A 17,221-nucleotide genomic window follows, 5' to 3' on the forward strand; every position below is an offset into this window, starting at 1 on the left:
AATTAAATAGGCGGTAGGGGAAGTATTATCCAAATTTTACTAAATAATAGATTCAGGTAAATATTATGACTACGCAAAACACAACAATTGATTTTTCGAAATTTGCAGATTTAAGCCCATTTGAATTAAAAGATAAACTTATTGAAGTGGCACAAACTGTTCCTGACCGCGCTTTATTAGATGCAGGTCGTGGTAACCCTAATTTTCTAGCGACACTACCACGTAAAGCGTTCATTCGTTTGGGTGAATTCGCAATATTGGAAGCCGAGCGCACTTACTCATACCTAGATGGTGGTTTCGGTGGCATTCCAGATGGTGTGGGCATTGTTGAGCGCTTCGATACGTTTGCAAGCAAGAATAAACAAGACCAAGGCGTGCAGTTCTTAGAAAAGTCGCTGAGCTACGCAAAAGACCGTTTGGGTCTAGAGAAGCAAGCTTTCTTGAATGAACTGGTTAACGCATACCTTGCATGTAACTACCCAGTGCCACCACGTATGTTGACGAACATCGAAAAGGTTGTGAAGCAGTACATCGCAGAAGAGATGTACGGCCCGATGCCAATGACAACAGACTTCGATCTGTTTGCAACGGAAGGCGGCACAGCGTCTATGACGTACACCTTCCAAACTATGTTCAACAACGGTCTATTAAAGAAAGGTGACAAGGTTGCGCTAATCACTCCAATCTTTACGCCGTACCTAGAAATTCCAGAACTGAGTGAATACGAACTGGAAATCGTTGAACTACGTTTGGATGAGACAACATGGCAGCTGCCGATGTTTGAAATCGAAAAGCTTGCAGATACAGACATCAAACTGCTTTGTGTTGTTAACCCAGCAAACCCAGCGTCTGTGAAGTTCTCGGATGAAACTCTGGATAGCCTATCAAACTTCGTGAACAACGAACGCAGCGACCTATTCATTGTGACTGACGATGTATACGGCACATTCGCGGACGACTTTGTCTCACTGTTCGCGAAACTGCCATACAACACGCTTTGTGTTTACTCGTTCTCGAAGTACTTCGGTGCAACAGGCTGGCGTCTAGGCTCGATTGCGATTCAACACAACAACGTGTTTGACGATGCAATGCGTAGCCTTCCTGAAGTGCGTCAACTTGAGTTGGACGATCGTTACAAAACGCTGACTCCGGAACCTCGTGAGATCAAGTTTATTGACCGTATCGTTGCCGACAGCCGCAGCGTAGCGCTTAACCACACAGCAGGTTTGTCGCTTCCTCAACAAGTTCAAATGGCGCTGTTCTCATTGAATTGTCTGATGGACTCAGAGAAAAACTACAAAGAAGCATGTAAACGCATCATTCGCGAGCGTTACAAAACTCTGTACAAAAACATGGGTGTAGAAATTGAAGAAAACAAAGATCGTGTGGACTACTACACACTGCTTGAGCTCGACACTCTGGGCGGCAAATTGTACGGACCTGCCTTCGTTGAATGGTTCAAAGCGAGCGAGAAAGGCAAAGACTTCCTGTTCCGCCTTGCACATGAAACCGGCGTTATCCTACTTCCAGGCCAAGGCTTCGATGTAGTGCATGCATCAGTTCGAGTTTCGCTAGCAAATCTTACTCACCACGAATACGAGCTTATCGGTCGTGCAACACGCAAAGTGTTGGATGAGTACTTTGCTGAATTCAAAGGCTAATGAATCCAGCCTGATTAAGAATAAGCCTCGGCGTTGTCGAGGCTATTCCGACCAAATAAGCACAGTGCGCGATATTGTGTTTATTTAGTCGCCAAGCTAACAAACTTCTCAATTAAGAGTGACTTATGAAAAGCATTATTTCTATTCAATCTCATGTTGTTTATGGCCACGCAGGAAACAGTTCTGCAGTCTTTCCGATGCAGAGAATGGGCCTCGAAGTCTGGCCAATTCACACGGTTCAGTTTTCAAATCACACTCAGTACCAGCAAGGTTGGACTGGACAGAAGTTTGGGGCAGATGAAATTCATTCTCTAATGAGAGGCTTAGATAACATTGAGAAGTTAGGCGAATGTGGCGCGATACTGTCCGGTTATCAAGGCAGCGCAGAGCAATGTCGAGCGGTGGCCGAAGCGGTAAGTTTAGTCAAATCGCGTAACCATAGTGCACTTTATGTGTGTGACCCAGTTATGGGTGATCCAGACAAAGGTTGCATTGTGGCAGACGGTGTCAAAGAAGCGATAAGCCATAGCTTGTTGCCCATCGCTGATGTGATTGTTCCTAACCAGTTTGAACTGAGCGAGTTAACAGGTGTGAAAATTGACTCTCTTTATGATGCGGTCACTGCATGTAAAAAAGCCTTAGAGTTAGGACCGAAAATGGTATTGGTGAAACATCTGCATGCTCTAACAGATGACGCCTTCAGTATGATTTTAGCGACGCCGAAAGCAAGCTATTTGGCCCAACGCCCTAGTGTTGAATTTGTTATGCAGCCAGTCGGTGTCGGTGATTTAATTTCTGCGATTTTTACCTCTTGTTTGGTGAAGAAGATGTCTCCTGTCGCAGCCTTTCGTCATACACATAACGCCGTTTACGGTGTATTGGAGATCACCAAAGGCTATGGCACATGGGAGCTACAGACGATCAATGCCCAATACGAATTTGTCGAACCGACGCATGAGTTCAACGTCGTGAAAATTGCTTAGCGCAGTACCTAATTAACGGAGAAGCGTAAAGTTAGCATATAGAAACTTGGCATAATTGCTTTGATGGATAGCATCCTACAATCGCGATTATAGGGTTTAGCCGTGCCTAGCTATAGTAGCTCCACACAACGAAACGGACTTCATTTTGACCCAATTAACTTCAAACTGAGTCTCTGGTCATACGCCAGAGAACATTAAATGAGACTGATTATGAATCGTTTAATTTCCTCTGGTGTGACGGTTGTACTTTCGCTGCTGATAGTAGCTTGTAGTTCACCCCATACGCTGGATGTTCGTGTTTCTCAAAGCAACTATAAAGATGTCGAGATCGCGAGTTCGACACCAAATGAGCCACTTCGAATGTGGGCCAATGAAGCTCCGGATTTTCTCTACTCGTCGCACAATCAAACCACACCGATCAAAGTAGAGGGTGAACAGCTCAATATTTTGGCCTTATCGGGTGGTGGCGTAAACGGCGCATACGGTGCCGGCGTTTTGATGGGGCTGCAGGAAAAGGGGGAGCTAAAAGATTATGCCATCATTACTGGAGTCAGTGCGGGTGCCCTAATCGCTCCTTTTGTTTTCATTGGCGGTGATGCGATGCCAAAGATGAAAGAAGTCATGCTCAACATCAATGATAAGAATATTTTGGGTAAGAAGAACTTCTTAAATACTCTGTTTAAGGACGCGTTTACCGATGGTGAGAATCTCTATGATTTCATCGCAGACGCTTATCCTGAGCCCATGATCGAGGCGATGGCGCAGCAACACCGCAATGGTAAACGCCTCTTTATTGGCAGTACCCATTTTGATTCAGGCGAACTGGTGATTTGGAATATTGGTGCGATTGCGAACAGTGATTTAGCGGACAAATCTGAACTGATTTACAAGGTGCTTGCTGCGAGCGCATCGATCCCTGGTGTTTTCCCTCCACAATTTATCGATGTTGAACATGATGGAGAAACTCTTGAGGAGTTACACGTAGATGGTGGTCTCGCAGCGCAGGTGTTCTTTAATCCGTCTAACTTCAACTATCAACAAATCTCAGATGCTTTGGGGTTAGAAAAAGCGCCTCAGTTGGATGTGATTCGCAATGGTGCGTTAAAAGCGCCGTATCGTCCACTAAAAGACAAAGGTTTGGACTTGGTATCGAAAAGTGTCTCAAGCCTTACGCTAGCGCAAACTCGTGGTGATCTCTATCGAATGAAATACATCAGTGAAATCAACGATATCGAGATGCAGTTTACCTACATTGATCAAGATTTCAGATACGCCAAAGTAACGAAAGATATGTTCGATCACCGCTACTTGCTGACGATTTACGAATATGGATTCAAAAAAGCCACCCAAGGGCAACTTTGGGTAACTGAACTCCCTTAATACAGGAAAACGATACAATGAAAAAAGCCGTTCTTACACTCATGATACTTACCGCTTCCGCGACTGCATTCGCCCAAAGTGGAGCCCATCTTGACCAGCAAAAAGTGGATAGTGATATGCAGCAACTGTCTGCAATCAAAGAAGAAGGTGCAGCCTTTATCATGATTGACGAGAACTCGAGTTACGTGGCGGTCGAGTTCGTGGGAAAGTGGGAAGAGATCAACAACTATGTGTCACACAAAGAAGCGAAAAAACGTAAATTGGAAAAAGTGAACAAGCAGTTCGTGTACTCTCAGGTCGGTGAAACGTTGGAGTCACTTGAGCAAAAAGTCGTTGACCACATTTACGCTGATCAACCTAAATATTTCAGTGTCGATGTCTACCGCGATTACCATGGTGACTCAGGAGAATTCAACTATTTAGCTCGTGTCGTTGAGTACAACTAAGTGAGAGAAAACCTACTGAAGCTAGTAGGTTTTTTTGTGTCGTCGAGAAGGAATTCAAACGCAGATTGTTTCCGTTACCAAGTAGCAATTCTACGATCTTGTGGTAATTTAATTAGATAACTCTAAAAAGTAAGCACAACCTATGAATTTTAGTTTTGAACAACTTCTCGCGTTCGTAACCGTTTATGAACAGCTTTCGTTTAGTAAGGCGGCGGTCAAACTCAATAAGCACCGAACCACAATAGGGCAGGTGATTACCAATCTTGAAGATCAACTGGCGGTCAACCTGTTTGAGCGAGTGGGGCGCTCGGTAGAACCGACAGAAGATGGTCATCTTCTTTACCACTATGCTAAGCAAACCATCGAACAAGCACGTACTTTCGATAAAGTCGCATTAAGTCTAGCTTACGGTGGGTTAGAGAATGTTAGTATCGCCTATTCAAGCGCTATACCACACCGTTTTCTTGTATTGCTTCGTATTCAATTAGCAGCAGATTTTCCGATGATGCGAGTTAACTTTCTTGTTCGTAATCGCAACGAAATTAAAGAGGGTTTACAGAATGGTGATTATCAATTCGGTATTGTCAATGTGCATGATAGTCGAGCAATACATAGTCTGGATGCGACGTTTTTAGGTCATTTTGAATTTGTTCCTTTCGTCCAGAAAGGTGGTGAACTCGCTTCTATGGCACCAGATCGAGTATTGACAGCCTTGAGGAATAGTAAACAATTTGTACTGCGGTCTCTTATTGAAGAGGGAATGGGCGAAAAAGTCATCGTAAGTTCGAACCATGAAGAGGTCGACCAATTGGCCCTTGTAGTGAAAATGGTTGAAGCAGGTTTAGGATGGGCGATTCTCCCCAGAACGTTTGCCCATTCGGAGTTTTCTAATAATCATATAGAGCCAGTGGAAGCTTCTGAATTATTGGAAGGTTTTAAGTTTGGTTTTGGCCTATGGTGCCAACCCTCTAAGCAAGTCGGTGATGTAAAAAATTCAATCATGAAGGTCGTTACAGAATACCGAGAGAAAATAATCCGTGATATGACTTAGCGGCGACATGTATCCTGCTCATCCCTATCAACAACAAGACTCAATGTGAGTCTTGTTTTTTTGTGTCTGAAAAACGTTATCGTTCTAGCGAAGACTAATGTCTATTGGAAGGATATGACCCTCTATATGAGAGTATGGAGTCCATAGTTTTTGGCTTAATCTAACCTCGCTCAATGGGTAAGCCCAGAGCAAAAAGTGTTTTTACCATATGTCCGCTGCAAGGACGCAGATTTTCAGCCGGGTTTAGTTACCCGGCTTTTTTTATAGTAATAAAAAATGTCAGCTGTCACCCCAAGCTCTCTGTTACAACTGGCTTGTTACTTCGCTTAGCAATCCAGTACGCAACGCTACCCCAAAGCACGGTGAGTGCCCAAAGCGCCGTCCAATGTGGAGCGACTTGTTGCCAGGTTGCCCCCATTTGGTTTAGCGCTAAGAAAGCTTTTATCGCCCAAGTGCTTGGGCTTAAATCAGCAATCCATAATAAGGGAGTAGGTATGGCTTCAATTGGCCAAATAAAACCAGCCAAGAAAATGAGCGGCATAGAGCTCACTAAGACGACTAAGGTGACAAGTTCACGCCGAGGTAATAAGTAACCTAGCCAGAAGCCTAGTCCGCAACAACCTAAAAAGAACGGGAACAACATAGCCAGCAATTCGCCCGCATTGGCGATATGGTTTACGTTTAAACGTTCGAAGCTAAAACCAAAATAATAGGCGCCGAGTAAATAATAAATTGCCACAAATACTAACGTTCTCACAAGCAGCAGCGATCCCGTTGATACTTGTGACCAATAGCCACGACCATGACGCTGTGTTCCCGTTTGTAATCCAACCGCCATGATCAACGTTTGTTGTAAAATCAGAACAAATACTGCCGGCACTACGTATTCGATGTAACCCATGGTTGGGTTGAACGTTGGTTTCATATTAAGCTTAATAGCAGAGTAATTATGGCTAGCCATACTCATGGGCACACCATCTATCACCATTTTACTGACTTTCACTTGGGCCCCTAATGTGCCTCCAGCTTGGGCCAATCCTTCTACCACGGTTCCGTACACGAGAAAATACGAGGCGTCCGCAGCGTAGGCCAGAGTCGGGCTTTTACCTAGCATTAGGTCTTTGTAAAAGTGTTCTGGTATGACTAAAAAACCGGTGATCTCTCGTTGTAAAAATGCTTGCTTTGCATCGGCAATCGTATGAAGTCGAGTGACTACGTTGACTTGCGGAGTGGCATCAACCATACGTTCTAGCTTTAAACTCGTCTGACTACCATCTAGATTAACAATCGCGATTGGTTGTTCACGAGGCGTTTGTTGTGCATAAGGCAAAGGGTATAAAAACGAGTAAAATACGACACCACCAAACACGGTCAACGTAACGACTGGATTGGTTAGAACGGCCTTAAGTTCCGCTTTAATCAGTTGCCACAATGTCATACCGCCTCCTTCGCTTGGCGTGTTGATGAAGCTGTTCGATGTTTACCCATCAAGGCTGCGGTAATGAGCAGGGGCACAACGTAACCAATCATAGGCCATAGCGAGCTTAAAGATTGTGCGGCCGATGCTCCATAGCTTGCTTGACTCACTTGTACTTCAATGTAATGGGTAATCGGCAATAATGAACGCCATGCATAAGCGAGCGTGTTCATGTCAGAAACTGGGAATGTAATTCCCATGAACGCGAAGCTTGGAGCCGTAAATGCGCCAGCAAAACTCATCGCACGTGCAGGATCCATCGACAAGAAGAAGAACAACGCTCCCATAATGATACAGGCGATAACCGTCGCCAATTGTGCTAATAGCATAACCACAAAACTGCCTTCCATTGGCCAATCAAGCACGGAATAAAACCAGTACAAGAACAACGCACCTTGCGCCATAAAGACCGGAATGTACTGACTTAATAGGGTAGTGAGCCTGGCGTATGGCTTTTCGCCCAAAAATGCAAAGCTATTCTTTCCACCATAAATGCGAAAGTGCGCGGCAAGAATCAAAATAGTGCTTACTACAATACATATTTGCCAAATGGCTGGCACGATAGCCGTTACCAAAAATTGTGCGTAGTTATTGTTACGGTTAAATAATGCGGTTATTTGTGTCGACACGGGTACAGCCTGTCCAGCCGCTGCTAACGTTGTGGTGTTACCCTTAGCCAAGTTGCCCATTACTTCAACCTGAGCGTCGAAATAGCCTTGTGCTTGCGCAACGGCAGAGTTGATCAGTTTCGCTACCAAAATGTACTGACTGTTGTAAAAGACAGAAAGTTGAGGTTGGCGGTGCTGGAGAATATCTTGGTCGAACTTAGATGGGATGACCGCGTAAGCGTAGATATCGCCTTCAATCATCGCATTTTTTGCTTCGCTTGCACTGGCGTAATGATAGTTAACAGCCAGACTCGACGACGCATCCAAAGATTGAATGAGCTTTCGAGAAAGTTGGGAATGTTGTAGATCAACCACACCGATTGGCAGATCCCGGGCAATGCCCGCAGAGAACACTCCCCAAATCATCATCGCGAGCAAAATCGGTATCCAAGTAAGGCACGAAAGCAACCACTTGTCTCGTCGTAAGATATGCCGCTGTGAAATCTTAATCGTCATAGCATTAACCTAGTGGTTGTGATTAAAGTTCAACGACAACACTCATTCCCATACGCAGTTCAGGTTCGGGTTGAGCTGGACGAGCTTCTACTTCAAAGGTACGAAGATCAAAACCTTGAGAAGCATCGGTTGCTCTCCACGTTGCAAAGTCACCCATAACGGCAACATGCGTTACTTTGAACTCAACATTTTTATTTAAGGCAGGCAAATAGGCATCAAAGGTTGCTCCTTTTTTAAAGTGTTGAAGGTAATCTTCACGCACATTCAGTGTCGCCCAGGCATCCTCTGTATCTATCACAGTAACTACTGGGAAGCCCTGAGGTGCTAATTCACCACTTTGAAGCAGAACTTGAGAGACTTCGCCGTCAAACCAGCTGTAGATCTGAGTATCTTTCGCGTACGCTTCTACTTCGGCTACGGCACCTGATGCCATGCGCGCTTTTTCCGCCGCAGCCACTTTGGTTTCACTTCTAGCGCCTTCTTTTGCCATTTCGTACATTTGAAACGCGGCACTTTCTGTGTATTTCGCTGCTTGCCACTGCGTTAAAGCTTCATCGCGCTTTTGTTCTGCAACCACGCCATCGTTATAAAGGTTATTCACACGATTGTAGGTTTTTTCCATTAAATTCGCAGCGGCTTTGGCTTTCATCCACTGATCTTTTGCTGCTTGGATTTGTTGCTCACGTGCGCCTTTCTCAGCTTCTTGAGCTAAGGCGTCCGCCGCTTTTTCACCTGCTTTTGCTTGTTCTAACTTCGCTTCAATTTCAGGACTATGAAGGGTAAAAATAAGCTGACCTTTCTCTACATCGTCGCCTTTACGTACCATTACCTCATCAATACGCCCTGGGACTTTTGAGGAAATGCTGTATTGCTGGGCTTCAATTAATCCCTGTAAGCGGATCGGTTCCGGTTGATAGGCTTGGTAAAATTGATACCCAACCCAAGAGGCAACACCCAAAGCACAAAGTGAGAGTAAAACGGGTTTTAGTGATTTAGCTGCCATGATTTATTTCACCTCTTTGGATGTTGAAGCAGGGATATAAGCGGTATTTTGATATTGTTCGAAGCTGTTCATTTCACTGCTCAATGCGAGTAGCTTGGTTAAAGATATTAAATAGCGGAAACGCGCCGCTGAACGTTGTGTTTCTATACTCGCGACATAAAGTTGTGCATCCACAACATCCAGAGAAGACGACAGACCCTGAGTAAATGCTTTTTCACGCAAGCGCAGGTTTTCGTTAGCGAGTTCAATGCTAGATGCGAGCCCTTGTACTTCATCAATAGCTTGCTGAGCCTCCAAGTATGTCTTTTGGACTAACAGCGATAAGTCTTGTTTGGCTTGGGACTTTAATGAGTCGACCTGCGAGACGACGCTTTGAGCGGCTTTGACTTTTTCGCTTCGCCCTGATGATTCAATCAGTGGAATGCTGACACCAACACCAACTAACCAGTCTGGCTTCATTTGGCTTGCGAGAGAATCGTCTTCATACAAGCTGTAGTCGCCGTAAAGATAAACTTCAGGGTAGTATTTCCCTTTTTCTGCTTTGATTAAGCTAGAGGCTTGTTTGTGTTTAGCGCTCAGAAGCTCTAACCCCGGATAGGTAAGCAACGTTTGATCGACAAAAGCGCTAAGAGGGGGAAGACTGTCGTTGATAAACAAAGATTCAACGGGCTCTACGGCATCATCTTGCGCGAGTAATTTACCTAATGCAGCCTGAGCGATACTCAAATCGCTGGCAGCTTTACGTGTTTCTACGGATGCTTTATCTAAAGAAGCCTCGGCTTGCAGGCGCTCAACGTGCGCGATTTGTCCTTGCTCTTCAAGCTTAATGGCAAAATCTCGATGCTTTTTTAGCCCAGCTTCAACCGCTTGCCGCGTTGCGAGTACTTCCTTTGCCAGTACGACAGAAAAGTAGTACTTCGATAAATCTTCAAAACGCGCTTGTTGTTCCATTAGAAGCTGACTTTTCGCCTCATCCGTTTTGCCTTCTGCTGCTGATTGAGCCGCAGAAATTCGACCACCAGTAAAAATTGGCCAAATGGCACGAATAGACGAAGAGAAAATATCGCGCTCGGTTATGGTCGAAGTGGTATTAGCTAAGGCACCAAAAATAGGCTGAAAAGCAGGAGGTACGTTAATGTGTGCTCCTGTGCTGTCTAGGATCTGTTTTCCCGACAGCGTGATATCGGTATCTAAACGCGTGTAATTCGCGCCAATAGTAACCTGAGGTAAGTTGAGATTGCTGGTGGCACTCTCTTGGTATTGGTAGTTCTCGACGTTTGAGCGTTGAGCTTTAAGAGAATAGTTGTTTTCTAGCAATAGCTGCCATGCGGTATCAAAAGTGAGCGGTGCCGCATGACAGGCAAGGGAAATCGAGCTGCTAAGTAAGCCCAGTATCCAAACCTTTCCTGTTTTTTTCATAATGGTTGCTTTGTCGTAGAGTATTAGCTCTAATATAAAGGATTCGTAACTGCGTGTTAAGTAGGAGGGAAAATTGGGCAGTAGTATGCGCCCAGTTATATTTGTGCTGGGCGCGGGAGATGTTACACATTTATTTCGTATATGGACAGTGAAACTCCGCTCTCCACTCGAGCTGACGAGAACCTCGCATCGTATTCAATAGATCTTTTCCACTCATTTGAGGGAACGATAACAGGACTTTGAGATCAGAAGTACCGCCTCCGTTTTTTTCATAAGCCCTGACGTGTGTAAATGTTGAATACATATTCTCTGACAGCATCGCCTTATTCAGGCATATTCCAAAGGTATCGCGTTCCATGTTTGGTGTTCCTTCTAACTATAAATGCACCTCTGTTTATAGTTTTCCAGTTTTCAGATGGTGTCTAAGTGTTTGTCATATAGTCAGTATTTGTGTTTTGTTTTATTTTTGTCCAAACCACTGACATCAATGTTGAGCTTTTAATAGACTTCCAGCTTCACTGCTTTCAAACCGAAACTCTCATTGGTTTCGTTGATTAAAAATTATACGTTGTAAAGTCTAAAAACGCCTCAAAAACCGCTAAAATCGATGTGATCGCGATCATGATTTTAAGGGCAATTTATGTATGGAATTGAGTATCAGAGAGGAATGCTAAATTTGGTGAATGGTTGTAATTTTATGTTTCAGCTCGTCGATTAATTAACCGTAAACTCTGCGGTTTGTTTGCCTTCCTCACAGATTTATCACCGCGACAACGTCATGCTGTTAACTGAGTGTTAACGTTACGCTCAAGAGTGAATCACAAGGATGTATCAATGAGTTGGAAAACCATCAGCTTTCGTAAGCGGATGCTCATTATCATGACGCTATCGGGGTTGATAGAGCTGTTATTGCTCGTCGCCGCGGGGTTCACTTATCTCAAAATCAATCAAGAGCAAGAAATGGGAGAAAAAGCACTGGGTGTTGCCCGTTTTTTAGCGGACTCAGTGGTTGTTCGTGAAATGATCGAAACCCAAAACCCCCAGCCATACCAACTTCGCTTTAGAGAATTAACCGAAGCCATAGGTGCTGCATTCATCGTTATTGGCGACCATAAGGGAGTACGCTTAATCCACCCTGTTGATGAGCGGTTGGGCAAGCCAATGAGAGGTGGCGACAATCGTCGAGCGCTAGAACGGGGATTGTCTTATGTTTCGACGGCACAGGGCTCGTTAGGTTATTCAGTTCGTGGTAAAGCTGCGATTTTTGACGAGCAAGGGAACATTATTGGTGTGGTTTCAGTTGGCTATTTGCTCGACCGACTGCAAGACCGCATCGAACCATTTTTGGCCTTTTTGATTTTAATGGTCATCGTAGTTGTCGTCGCTAATGCCATTGTATCTAATTATGCGTCGAGAAAGTTTCAGCGCGCCATTTTAGGCTTTGAACCTGAAGAGATAGGGCGGTTGTACGGCGAATTAGAAGTGACGATGAGCACCATCAAAGAGGGCGTGTTAAGCATTGATGCCCAAGGGATACTTCGCTCGATAAATCGTAGTGCCTGCCAGATTCTCGGTATTGATAGAGAATCAGCGCTCAATAAACCTTTGACTGACACGCTGCGTGATAGCGATCTATATACAGTGTTAGAAAGCGGGCAGGAAGATCATGATATTGAAATATTCCTTAATCATAAGCGCCTGATTGCAAATCGCTCTCCAATTTATGTTGATGGAAAAATCGTGGGGGCGGTATCGAGTTTCCGTTTAAGGGATGAAATCAATGATCTAACCGAGCAGCTATCACAAACCAAGGAATATGCAGATTTGTTACGTTCGCAGACCCATGAGCATCGAAATAAGCTCAACACCATTAGTGGGCTAGTACAAATGGGTGAACTTGATGCGGTGCAAAAGTTAATTGGACAAGAAACCGCACACTATCAAGCAATGATTGAGTTTTTAAGAGATACCGTTAAAGACCCGCTAATTGCAGGTATGTTGCTTGGAAAAACTGAACGTGCTCGCGAGTTAGGCTTACAACTGGTGGTTGAGGAAGGCAGTCGTCTTGAGCCCCTGCCTGAGTGGCTAAATTCGGAAGACCTTGTCACAATTTTGGGTAATTTGATTGATAACGCTTTCGATGCCACGTTAACTTCAATTCGCGATGAATCAAATGTTGCGTCAGAACGCAGAAACATTGATGTGTCCGTTAGCGATTACGGAAATGAAGTGATACTTGAGGTGATAGATCATGGCTGTGGCCTCCCAAAAACAGTGGATCCACAAACATTATTTACAAAAGGCGTTTCGACGAAATCTCGTCAAAATCGAGGAGTTGGGTTACACCTTGTCAATCAGCTTGCTACTCGATATCACGGCCATGTTGAGATGATACCCAATACAAATTATGGGACAAGAATAACGGTGTACTTACCCAAGGAAGAACAATTATGAGTATGGCGACTCGCGTAATGATCATTGAAGATGATCTGGCTATTGCTGAGCTGCACCACAAATACTTAAGCCAACTGACAGGTTTGGAAGTGGTTGGAATTGCGACCACGAGAATGGAAGCGGAAATGCAACTCGACATTCTTAAGCCAGATTTACTATTGATGGATGTCTATCTTCCCGATGGCACAGGGCTTGAGATACTAAATACACTGCGTGCAAGTAACCAAACGTGTGATGTCATTTTGATTACAGCCGCAAGGGATGTCGATACGTTACAACAGGCGATGAGGGGTGGCGTTGTCGATTACCTGTTAAAACCAGTGATGTTTCCACGCTTAGATGCCGCACTGAAAAAGTATGTGTCCCAACGCCAACAACTAGACATCGTAGAGAGTTTGGATCAGAACCTCGTTGATAAAATGCTGCAGTCTCACGCCAATCAAGACAACTTGCCGAACCGATTACCAAAAGGGATTGATGGTGTAACCCTAGACAAGATCAGAGAGTTGTTCCTAAATGGCAGTGCGCTGACCGCTGATGAGGCAGGTGAAAAAATCGGAGTGAGCCGAACAACGGCAAGGCGCTATTTGGAGTATCTGATCAGCACTGGTGAACTAGAGGCTGATTTAAACTATGGCTCTGTTGGTAGGCCAGAAAGGTGCTATAAAAAAGTGACGCGGTAGCGTTTATATTGATGCTCTATGCAAAATAAAAAGCGATGGCTTATTGTAGAAACCATCGCTTTACAAATTACGGCTGTTCCGTTCTAAGAGGTTAGAAGTTGTATTCTAACTTCGCTTCGATAGAGCGCTCAGCGCCAAACCAACAGTTATTTTTGTCGTAACAAGAATAGTATTCTTTATCGAATAGATTGCTTGCAGAAAGCGTGACGCTAGCCCCTTTCATTGATTCAGATACCGTTGAGAAATCGTAACTTGCTGCTAAATCAAACAAGGTGTAGTCCGGTACTTTTTGACTATTCTGTGCATCAATTTGTGCTTCTCCGACATAGCGAACGCCAGCACTGGTACGAAGGCCTGAAAGATTTCCTTCAAAGAAGTAATTTGCCCATAGAGAGGCCGTTTGCTCAGGTACCCAAACCGGCGTTTTACCTTCTTGGTTGTAATAACTGTCCTCGGTAATCTCCATATCGGTATATGTATAGCCTAGAGTGAAATCAGCTTGTGCTGTAGCTTGCCATTTTGCCTCAAGTTCAATACCTTGTGATACCACTTCGCCCGCTTGATAGTTCGGTGCATAAGGATTATTCGGATCGGTCAAGATCGCGTTTTTCTTCGTGATATGGAAGAGTGCTAAGTTACCTGAGATATCACCAGATAATGGTGCGTATTTAAAGCCTAACTCCCATTGATGTCCGGTTGATGGCTCAAATGCTTTACCAGAAGAGTCGGCACCCGCAATTGGCTCAAAACTTTCCGAGTAAGTAAGGTATGGCGAGAGACCAAAATCTAGCTCATACAAACCACCGACTCGGAAAGATACGTTGGTATCGTCTAACTCTTCCTTGCTCTTGGATACTGTTCCTAGATAATCGCTAACGGCGTCTGTATTTGAATCGTATTTATCCCAACGAAGACCTGCAATCATTACAAGTTGCTCGTAACGAACTTGATCTTGGAAATAAACGCCAATCTGCTTCGTTTTGATATCCAAGTTTTGTTTGTATTGGAAATTCAGTGCATTACGATCAATGCTGTTGTGGTCAGGATTAAAAATGTCCTGAGTTAGCGAATACCCAAGCGTGTCTTTGTATTTTACATCTGAATCTAGATACTGATAATCAAGCCCGAACAATAAGTTATGTTCAAAATTTCCTGTTTTAACGTAGCCAGATAGTTGGTTGTCAATCACAAAGGATTTGGACTTTTCATCGGTTAAATAGGCATTTCGACCAACGGTACGGTTATCCGCTTCAAGTGCACCGTTATATGTGTTTTCCTGATAGGCATCGGCGGTCATGTAGCGGGCATTCTGTAGAAATTGCCAATTGTTGTTAAAGTCGTGTTGGACTTTGTAACCCATCATCAGAACTTCGCGTTCGTAAGTGTTCCAGTCCTCATCCCCCAAATAGGTGCTTGGTGACATCGAGCCAAGTGGGTTTTTAATCACTGAGCCAGATGCAGGCACAGTCGTGTAGATACCTGCTGATGGATCATTTTGATAGTAAACATTCACGTTCACTAATGTGCTTTCTGTCGCTTGCCAATTGAAAGATGGGGCGAGTACATAACGTTCGTCTTCAGACGTATCGGCTTGACCATCTCGCTGTTTTGCCAGGCCGACGATACGGTAATCAACATTAGAATCACCAATTTGTCCTGTGGTGTCGAACGTCAGTTCTTTTAGGCTGTTAGTCCCTGTACTAATCGAGACAGAGTGCGAGGGTGTTGACTGAGGCGCCTTGGCGATAATGTTGACCATACCTCCTGGTGGAATATTGCCGTAAAGAACAGACGTTGGCCCTTTAAAAACCTCGATTTGCTCAAGAGCAACGGAATCGACCTGCGGTTGAAGGTTCCAACCGTTGTACAGCAAAGGAAGACCATCATAAAAGTTGGTGTAGTTAATAAAACCACGAATATTGAATAGGTCAAGTCGGGAAACGGCACCACCACGCAATTCTGTATTTACGCCAGGCGCATAACGCAATGCTTCGCTCACCGAGTTTACGCCGCGTAGGTCCATGTCATCTTTAGTGATTACCGTGATCGCTTGCGGTGTTTCCTCCGGTTCTAAAACGGTTTTAGTTGCGGTGTTTCGGTATGTTTCTCCTAGCACCGTAATCGTTTCGTGTTGGGATATGCTCTCAGTCGCATTGGCGTGGCCAGCGAGCAATGCGGATACGACGATAGCAACCGCTGAACGATGAAATCGAATCGGACTTTCCATATTTATAAATTCCACTACTTTTTCTATTTATTGATAATGATTGTTATTTGTATTCTATATTCAAAGAAATAGGAAAAGTTAACAATTTGGTGCAAAACACTAATCTTTGGAACTTATTCTTCTGTTCTTAGGTTTTAAAGATAGCGCGTCGTTTGGCTCGACAGGAATCCAATACTGCATTTGTGCTTGTTCGCTATCAACATCATAACCTTCTGGATAAAGCTCTAACTCATAACCATCGATAGCATGATAATTAGAGTAGGGTAGCCAATGTAAAATAAACCATTCCAGCGTTGAGGCGAGCTCTGATGCTTTGCCTATGTGTGTAATGACGGCGTAGGTTTGCTCTGGAACAGCCAAGAGGTCTAACCCCGAGTTGGAAGAGTTCGTTGATCTTGGTGCGTTTGCTGTTGGACTGCACTCATAACCTGCCCAATACTCAAGTTGTTGGTTGTTTGAATACGCTTGAGTCACATCAATCACGCCAAAGTAACTACTTTCCGAATTGTTAAGGTTTTCAGATGAATAAAGACGTGACCAAAGTGACGGTACTTTGGATTGGAAATTGGGCGTAGCGGAAAACAATCCGTGAATAGGTTCATGATAACCAGCAAGTTCAAAAGCCGGTTTTGTTTCTATTCGAACTTCAATAAAGCGCTGATGTTTTTTCTCTTCTTCTGGTGTCTTACGCAGCGTCAAAGGTTGCCTCAACCCGGAGAGTTGTTGCGTTTTTCGATATTCGCGGGGGCTTTTTGAAAACATATTCCTGAACGCTCGGCTAAATGCGTGTTCAGATGTAAATCCCATTTCTATCGCTATATCTAACGAGCGGTCAGAAGTATGGATTAAGCGCTCAGCCGCAAGGCTAAGTTTAAGCTCTCTGATATAGTGAGCGACGGATATGCCAGTGTGTTGTTGAAATACGCGTTGCAGTTGCCAGCGAGACCAACAACTTGCTTTCGATATTTCATCTACGCTCAGAGTGCTGTCTAAGTTGGTGTGAATGTAGTCAAGCACCGATTGTATTCGGTTTATGGGGTGTGGGTTAATGGCGCTTGATTTCATGGCGTTCTACTTTCACATTAATAGTGATTTCATTATCTTTAATTGAGTATCATTATCAATAGGATGATGAAATAAAAAGTAAGTAACACAGATCACGATAAAACTGTAATGGATTGCAAGTATGAGTAATTATTGCCCATATTAGAGTTTTTGCTTAAATTCTGGAGCGTTCAGATGAAACTTTTTTTATCAATAAAATACAATCGCTTATGACGTTTTGTGCAACTTATTTAAACGTTTGCACTGGC

The 17,221-nt window shown here is 44.1% G+C and carries 14 protein-coding genes; 7 read left to right on the forward strand and 7 right to left on the reverse strand.

Annotated elements, in window-relative coordinates; genetic code table 11:
• Window positions 1-65 precede the first annotated feature (65 nt).
• The 5 genes from R7P35_RS15145 (at window position 66) to R7P35_RS15165 (ending at window position 5,521) form a co-directional block, all read left to right on the forward strand.
• A complete protein-coding gene (locus tag R7P35_RS15145; protein ID WP_213877633.1) occupies window positions 66-1,661 on the forward strand; it encodes a bifunctional aspartate transaminase/aspartate 4-decarboxylase in 1,596 nt (531 codons plus the stop codon).
• Window positions 1,662-1,786: 125 nt separating this feature from the next.
• Entirely contained in the window at window positions 1,787-2,644 is an 858-nt protein-coding gene (gene pdxY, locus R7P35_RS15150; RefSeq protein WP_167415246.1) for a pyridoxal kinase PdxY, read from the forward strand.
• A 210-nt stretch (window positions 2,645-2,854) separates the two neighbouring features.
• Window positions 2,855-4,024: a patatin-like phospholipase family protein gene (locus R7P35_RS15155; protein WP_158156557.1), complete on the forward strand. Its 1,170-nt coding sequence runs from the start codon at window positions 2,855-2,857 to the stop codon at window positions 4,022-4,024.
• 17 nt (window positions 4,025-4,041) lie between these two features.
• A complete protein-coding gene (locus R7P35_RS15160) occupies window positions 4,042-4,470 on the forward strand; it encodes a hypothetical protein (RefSeq protein WP_025768103.1) in 429 nt (142 codons plus the stop codon).
• A gap of 142 nt (window positions 4,471-4,612) precedes the next feature.
• A complete protein-coding gene (locus R7P35_RS15165) occupies window positions 4,613-5,521 on the forward strand; it encodes a LysR family transcriptional regulator (protein ID WP_017634569.1) in 909 nt (302 codons plus the stop codon).
• A gap of 286 nt (window positions 5,522-5,807) precedes the next feature.
• Here R7P35_RS15165 and R7P35_RS15170 read toward each other — a convergent pair whose 3' ends face one another.
• From R7P35_RS15170 to R7P35_RS15190, 5 genes are all read right to left on the reverse strand, one after another.
• Window positions 5,808-6,959 carry an ABC transporter permease gene (locus R7P35_RS15170; RefSeq protein ID WP_033906182.1) on the reverse strand — a complete coding sequence of 384 codons (1,152 nt, stop codon included), beginning with the start codon at window positions 6,957-6,959 and terminating at the stop codon, window positions 5,808-5,810.
• Window positions 6,956-8,122 carry an ABC transporter permease gene (locus R7P35_RS15175; protein ID WP_054579566.1) on the reverse strand — a complete coding sequence of 389 codons (1,167 nt, stop codon included), beginning with the start codon at window positions 8,120-8,122 and terminating at the stop codon, window positions 6,956-6,958. The genes R7P35_RS15170 and R7P35_RS15175 overlap by 4 nt, the downstream gene beginning before the upstream one ends.
• Before the next feature lie 22 nt (window positions 8,123-8,144).
• Window positions 8,145-9,125, reverse strand: a complete 981-nt coding sequence (locus tag R7P35_RS15180) for an HlyD family secretion protein (RefSeq protein WP_005377122.1) — start codon at window positions 9,123-9,125, stop codon at window positions 8,145-8,147.
• Window positions 9,126-9,128: 3 nt separating this feature from the next.
• Window positions 9,129-10,544: a TolC family protein gene (locus R7P35_RS15185; protein ID WP_213904972.1), complete on the reverse strand. Its 1,416-nt coding sequence runs from the start codon at window positions 10,542-10,544 to the stop codon at window positions 9,129-9,131.
• Between the two features lie 130 nt (window positions 10,545-10,674).
• A complete protein-coding gene (locus R7P35_RS15190; protein ID WP_005377125.1) occupies window positions 10,675-10,902 on the reverse strand; it encodes a hypothetical protein in 228 nt (75 codons plus the stop codon).
• Window positions 10,903-11,378: 476 nt separating this feature from the next.
• Between R7P35_RS15190 and R7P35_RS15195 the strand changes: the two genes are divergently transcribed.
• Together R7P35_RS15195 and R7P35_RS15200 are read left to right on the forward strand one after the other, a co-directional pair.
• Window positions 11,379-12,998 carry a sensor histidine kinase gene (locus R7P35_RS15195; protein ID WP_213904973.1) on the forward strand — a complete coding sequence of 540 codons (1,620 nt, stop codon included), beginning with the start codon at window positions 11,379-11,381 and terminating at the stop codon, window positions 12,996-12,998.
• A complete protein-coding gene (locus R7P35_RS15200) occupies window positions 12,995-13,681 on the forward strand; it encodes a response regulator (protein WP_005387163.1) in 687 nt (228 codons plus the stop codon). Before R7P35_RS15195 ends, R7P35_RS15200 begins: the two co-directional genes overlap by 4 nt.
• A 91-nt stretch (window positions 13,682-13,772) precedes the next feature.
• Here the strand turns inward: R7P35_RS15200 and R7P35_RS15205 are convergent, their stop codons facing one another.
• Together R7P35_RS15205 and R7P35_RS15210 are read right to left on the reverse strand one after the other, a co-directional pair.
• Window positions 13,773-15,908 carry a TonB-dependent siderophore receptor gene (locus R7P35_RS15205; protein WP_206954694.1) on the reverse strand — a complete coding sequence of 712 codons (2,136 nt, stop codon included), beginning with the start codon at window positions 15,906-15,908 and terminating at the stop codon, window positions 13,773-13,775.
• 99 nt (window positions 15,909-16,007) lie between these two features.
• A complete protein-coding gene (locus R7P35_RS15210) occupies window positions 16,008-16,973 on the reverse strand; it encodes a helix-turn-helix domain-containing protein (RefSeq protein WP_054576967.1) in 966 nt (321 codons plus the stop codon).
• Window positions 16,974-17,221: the final 248 nt, after the last annotated feature.

The sequence above is a fragment of the Vibrio sp. Vb0304 genome (assembly GCF_033338995.1).
Lineage (GTDB): Bacteria > Pseudomonadota > Gammaproteobacteria > Enterobacterales > Vibrionaceae > Vibrio > Vibrio alginolyticus.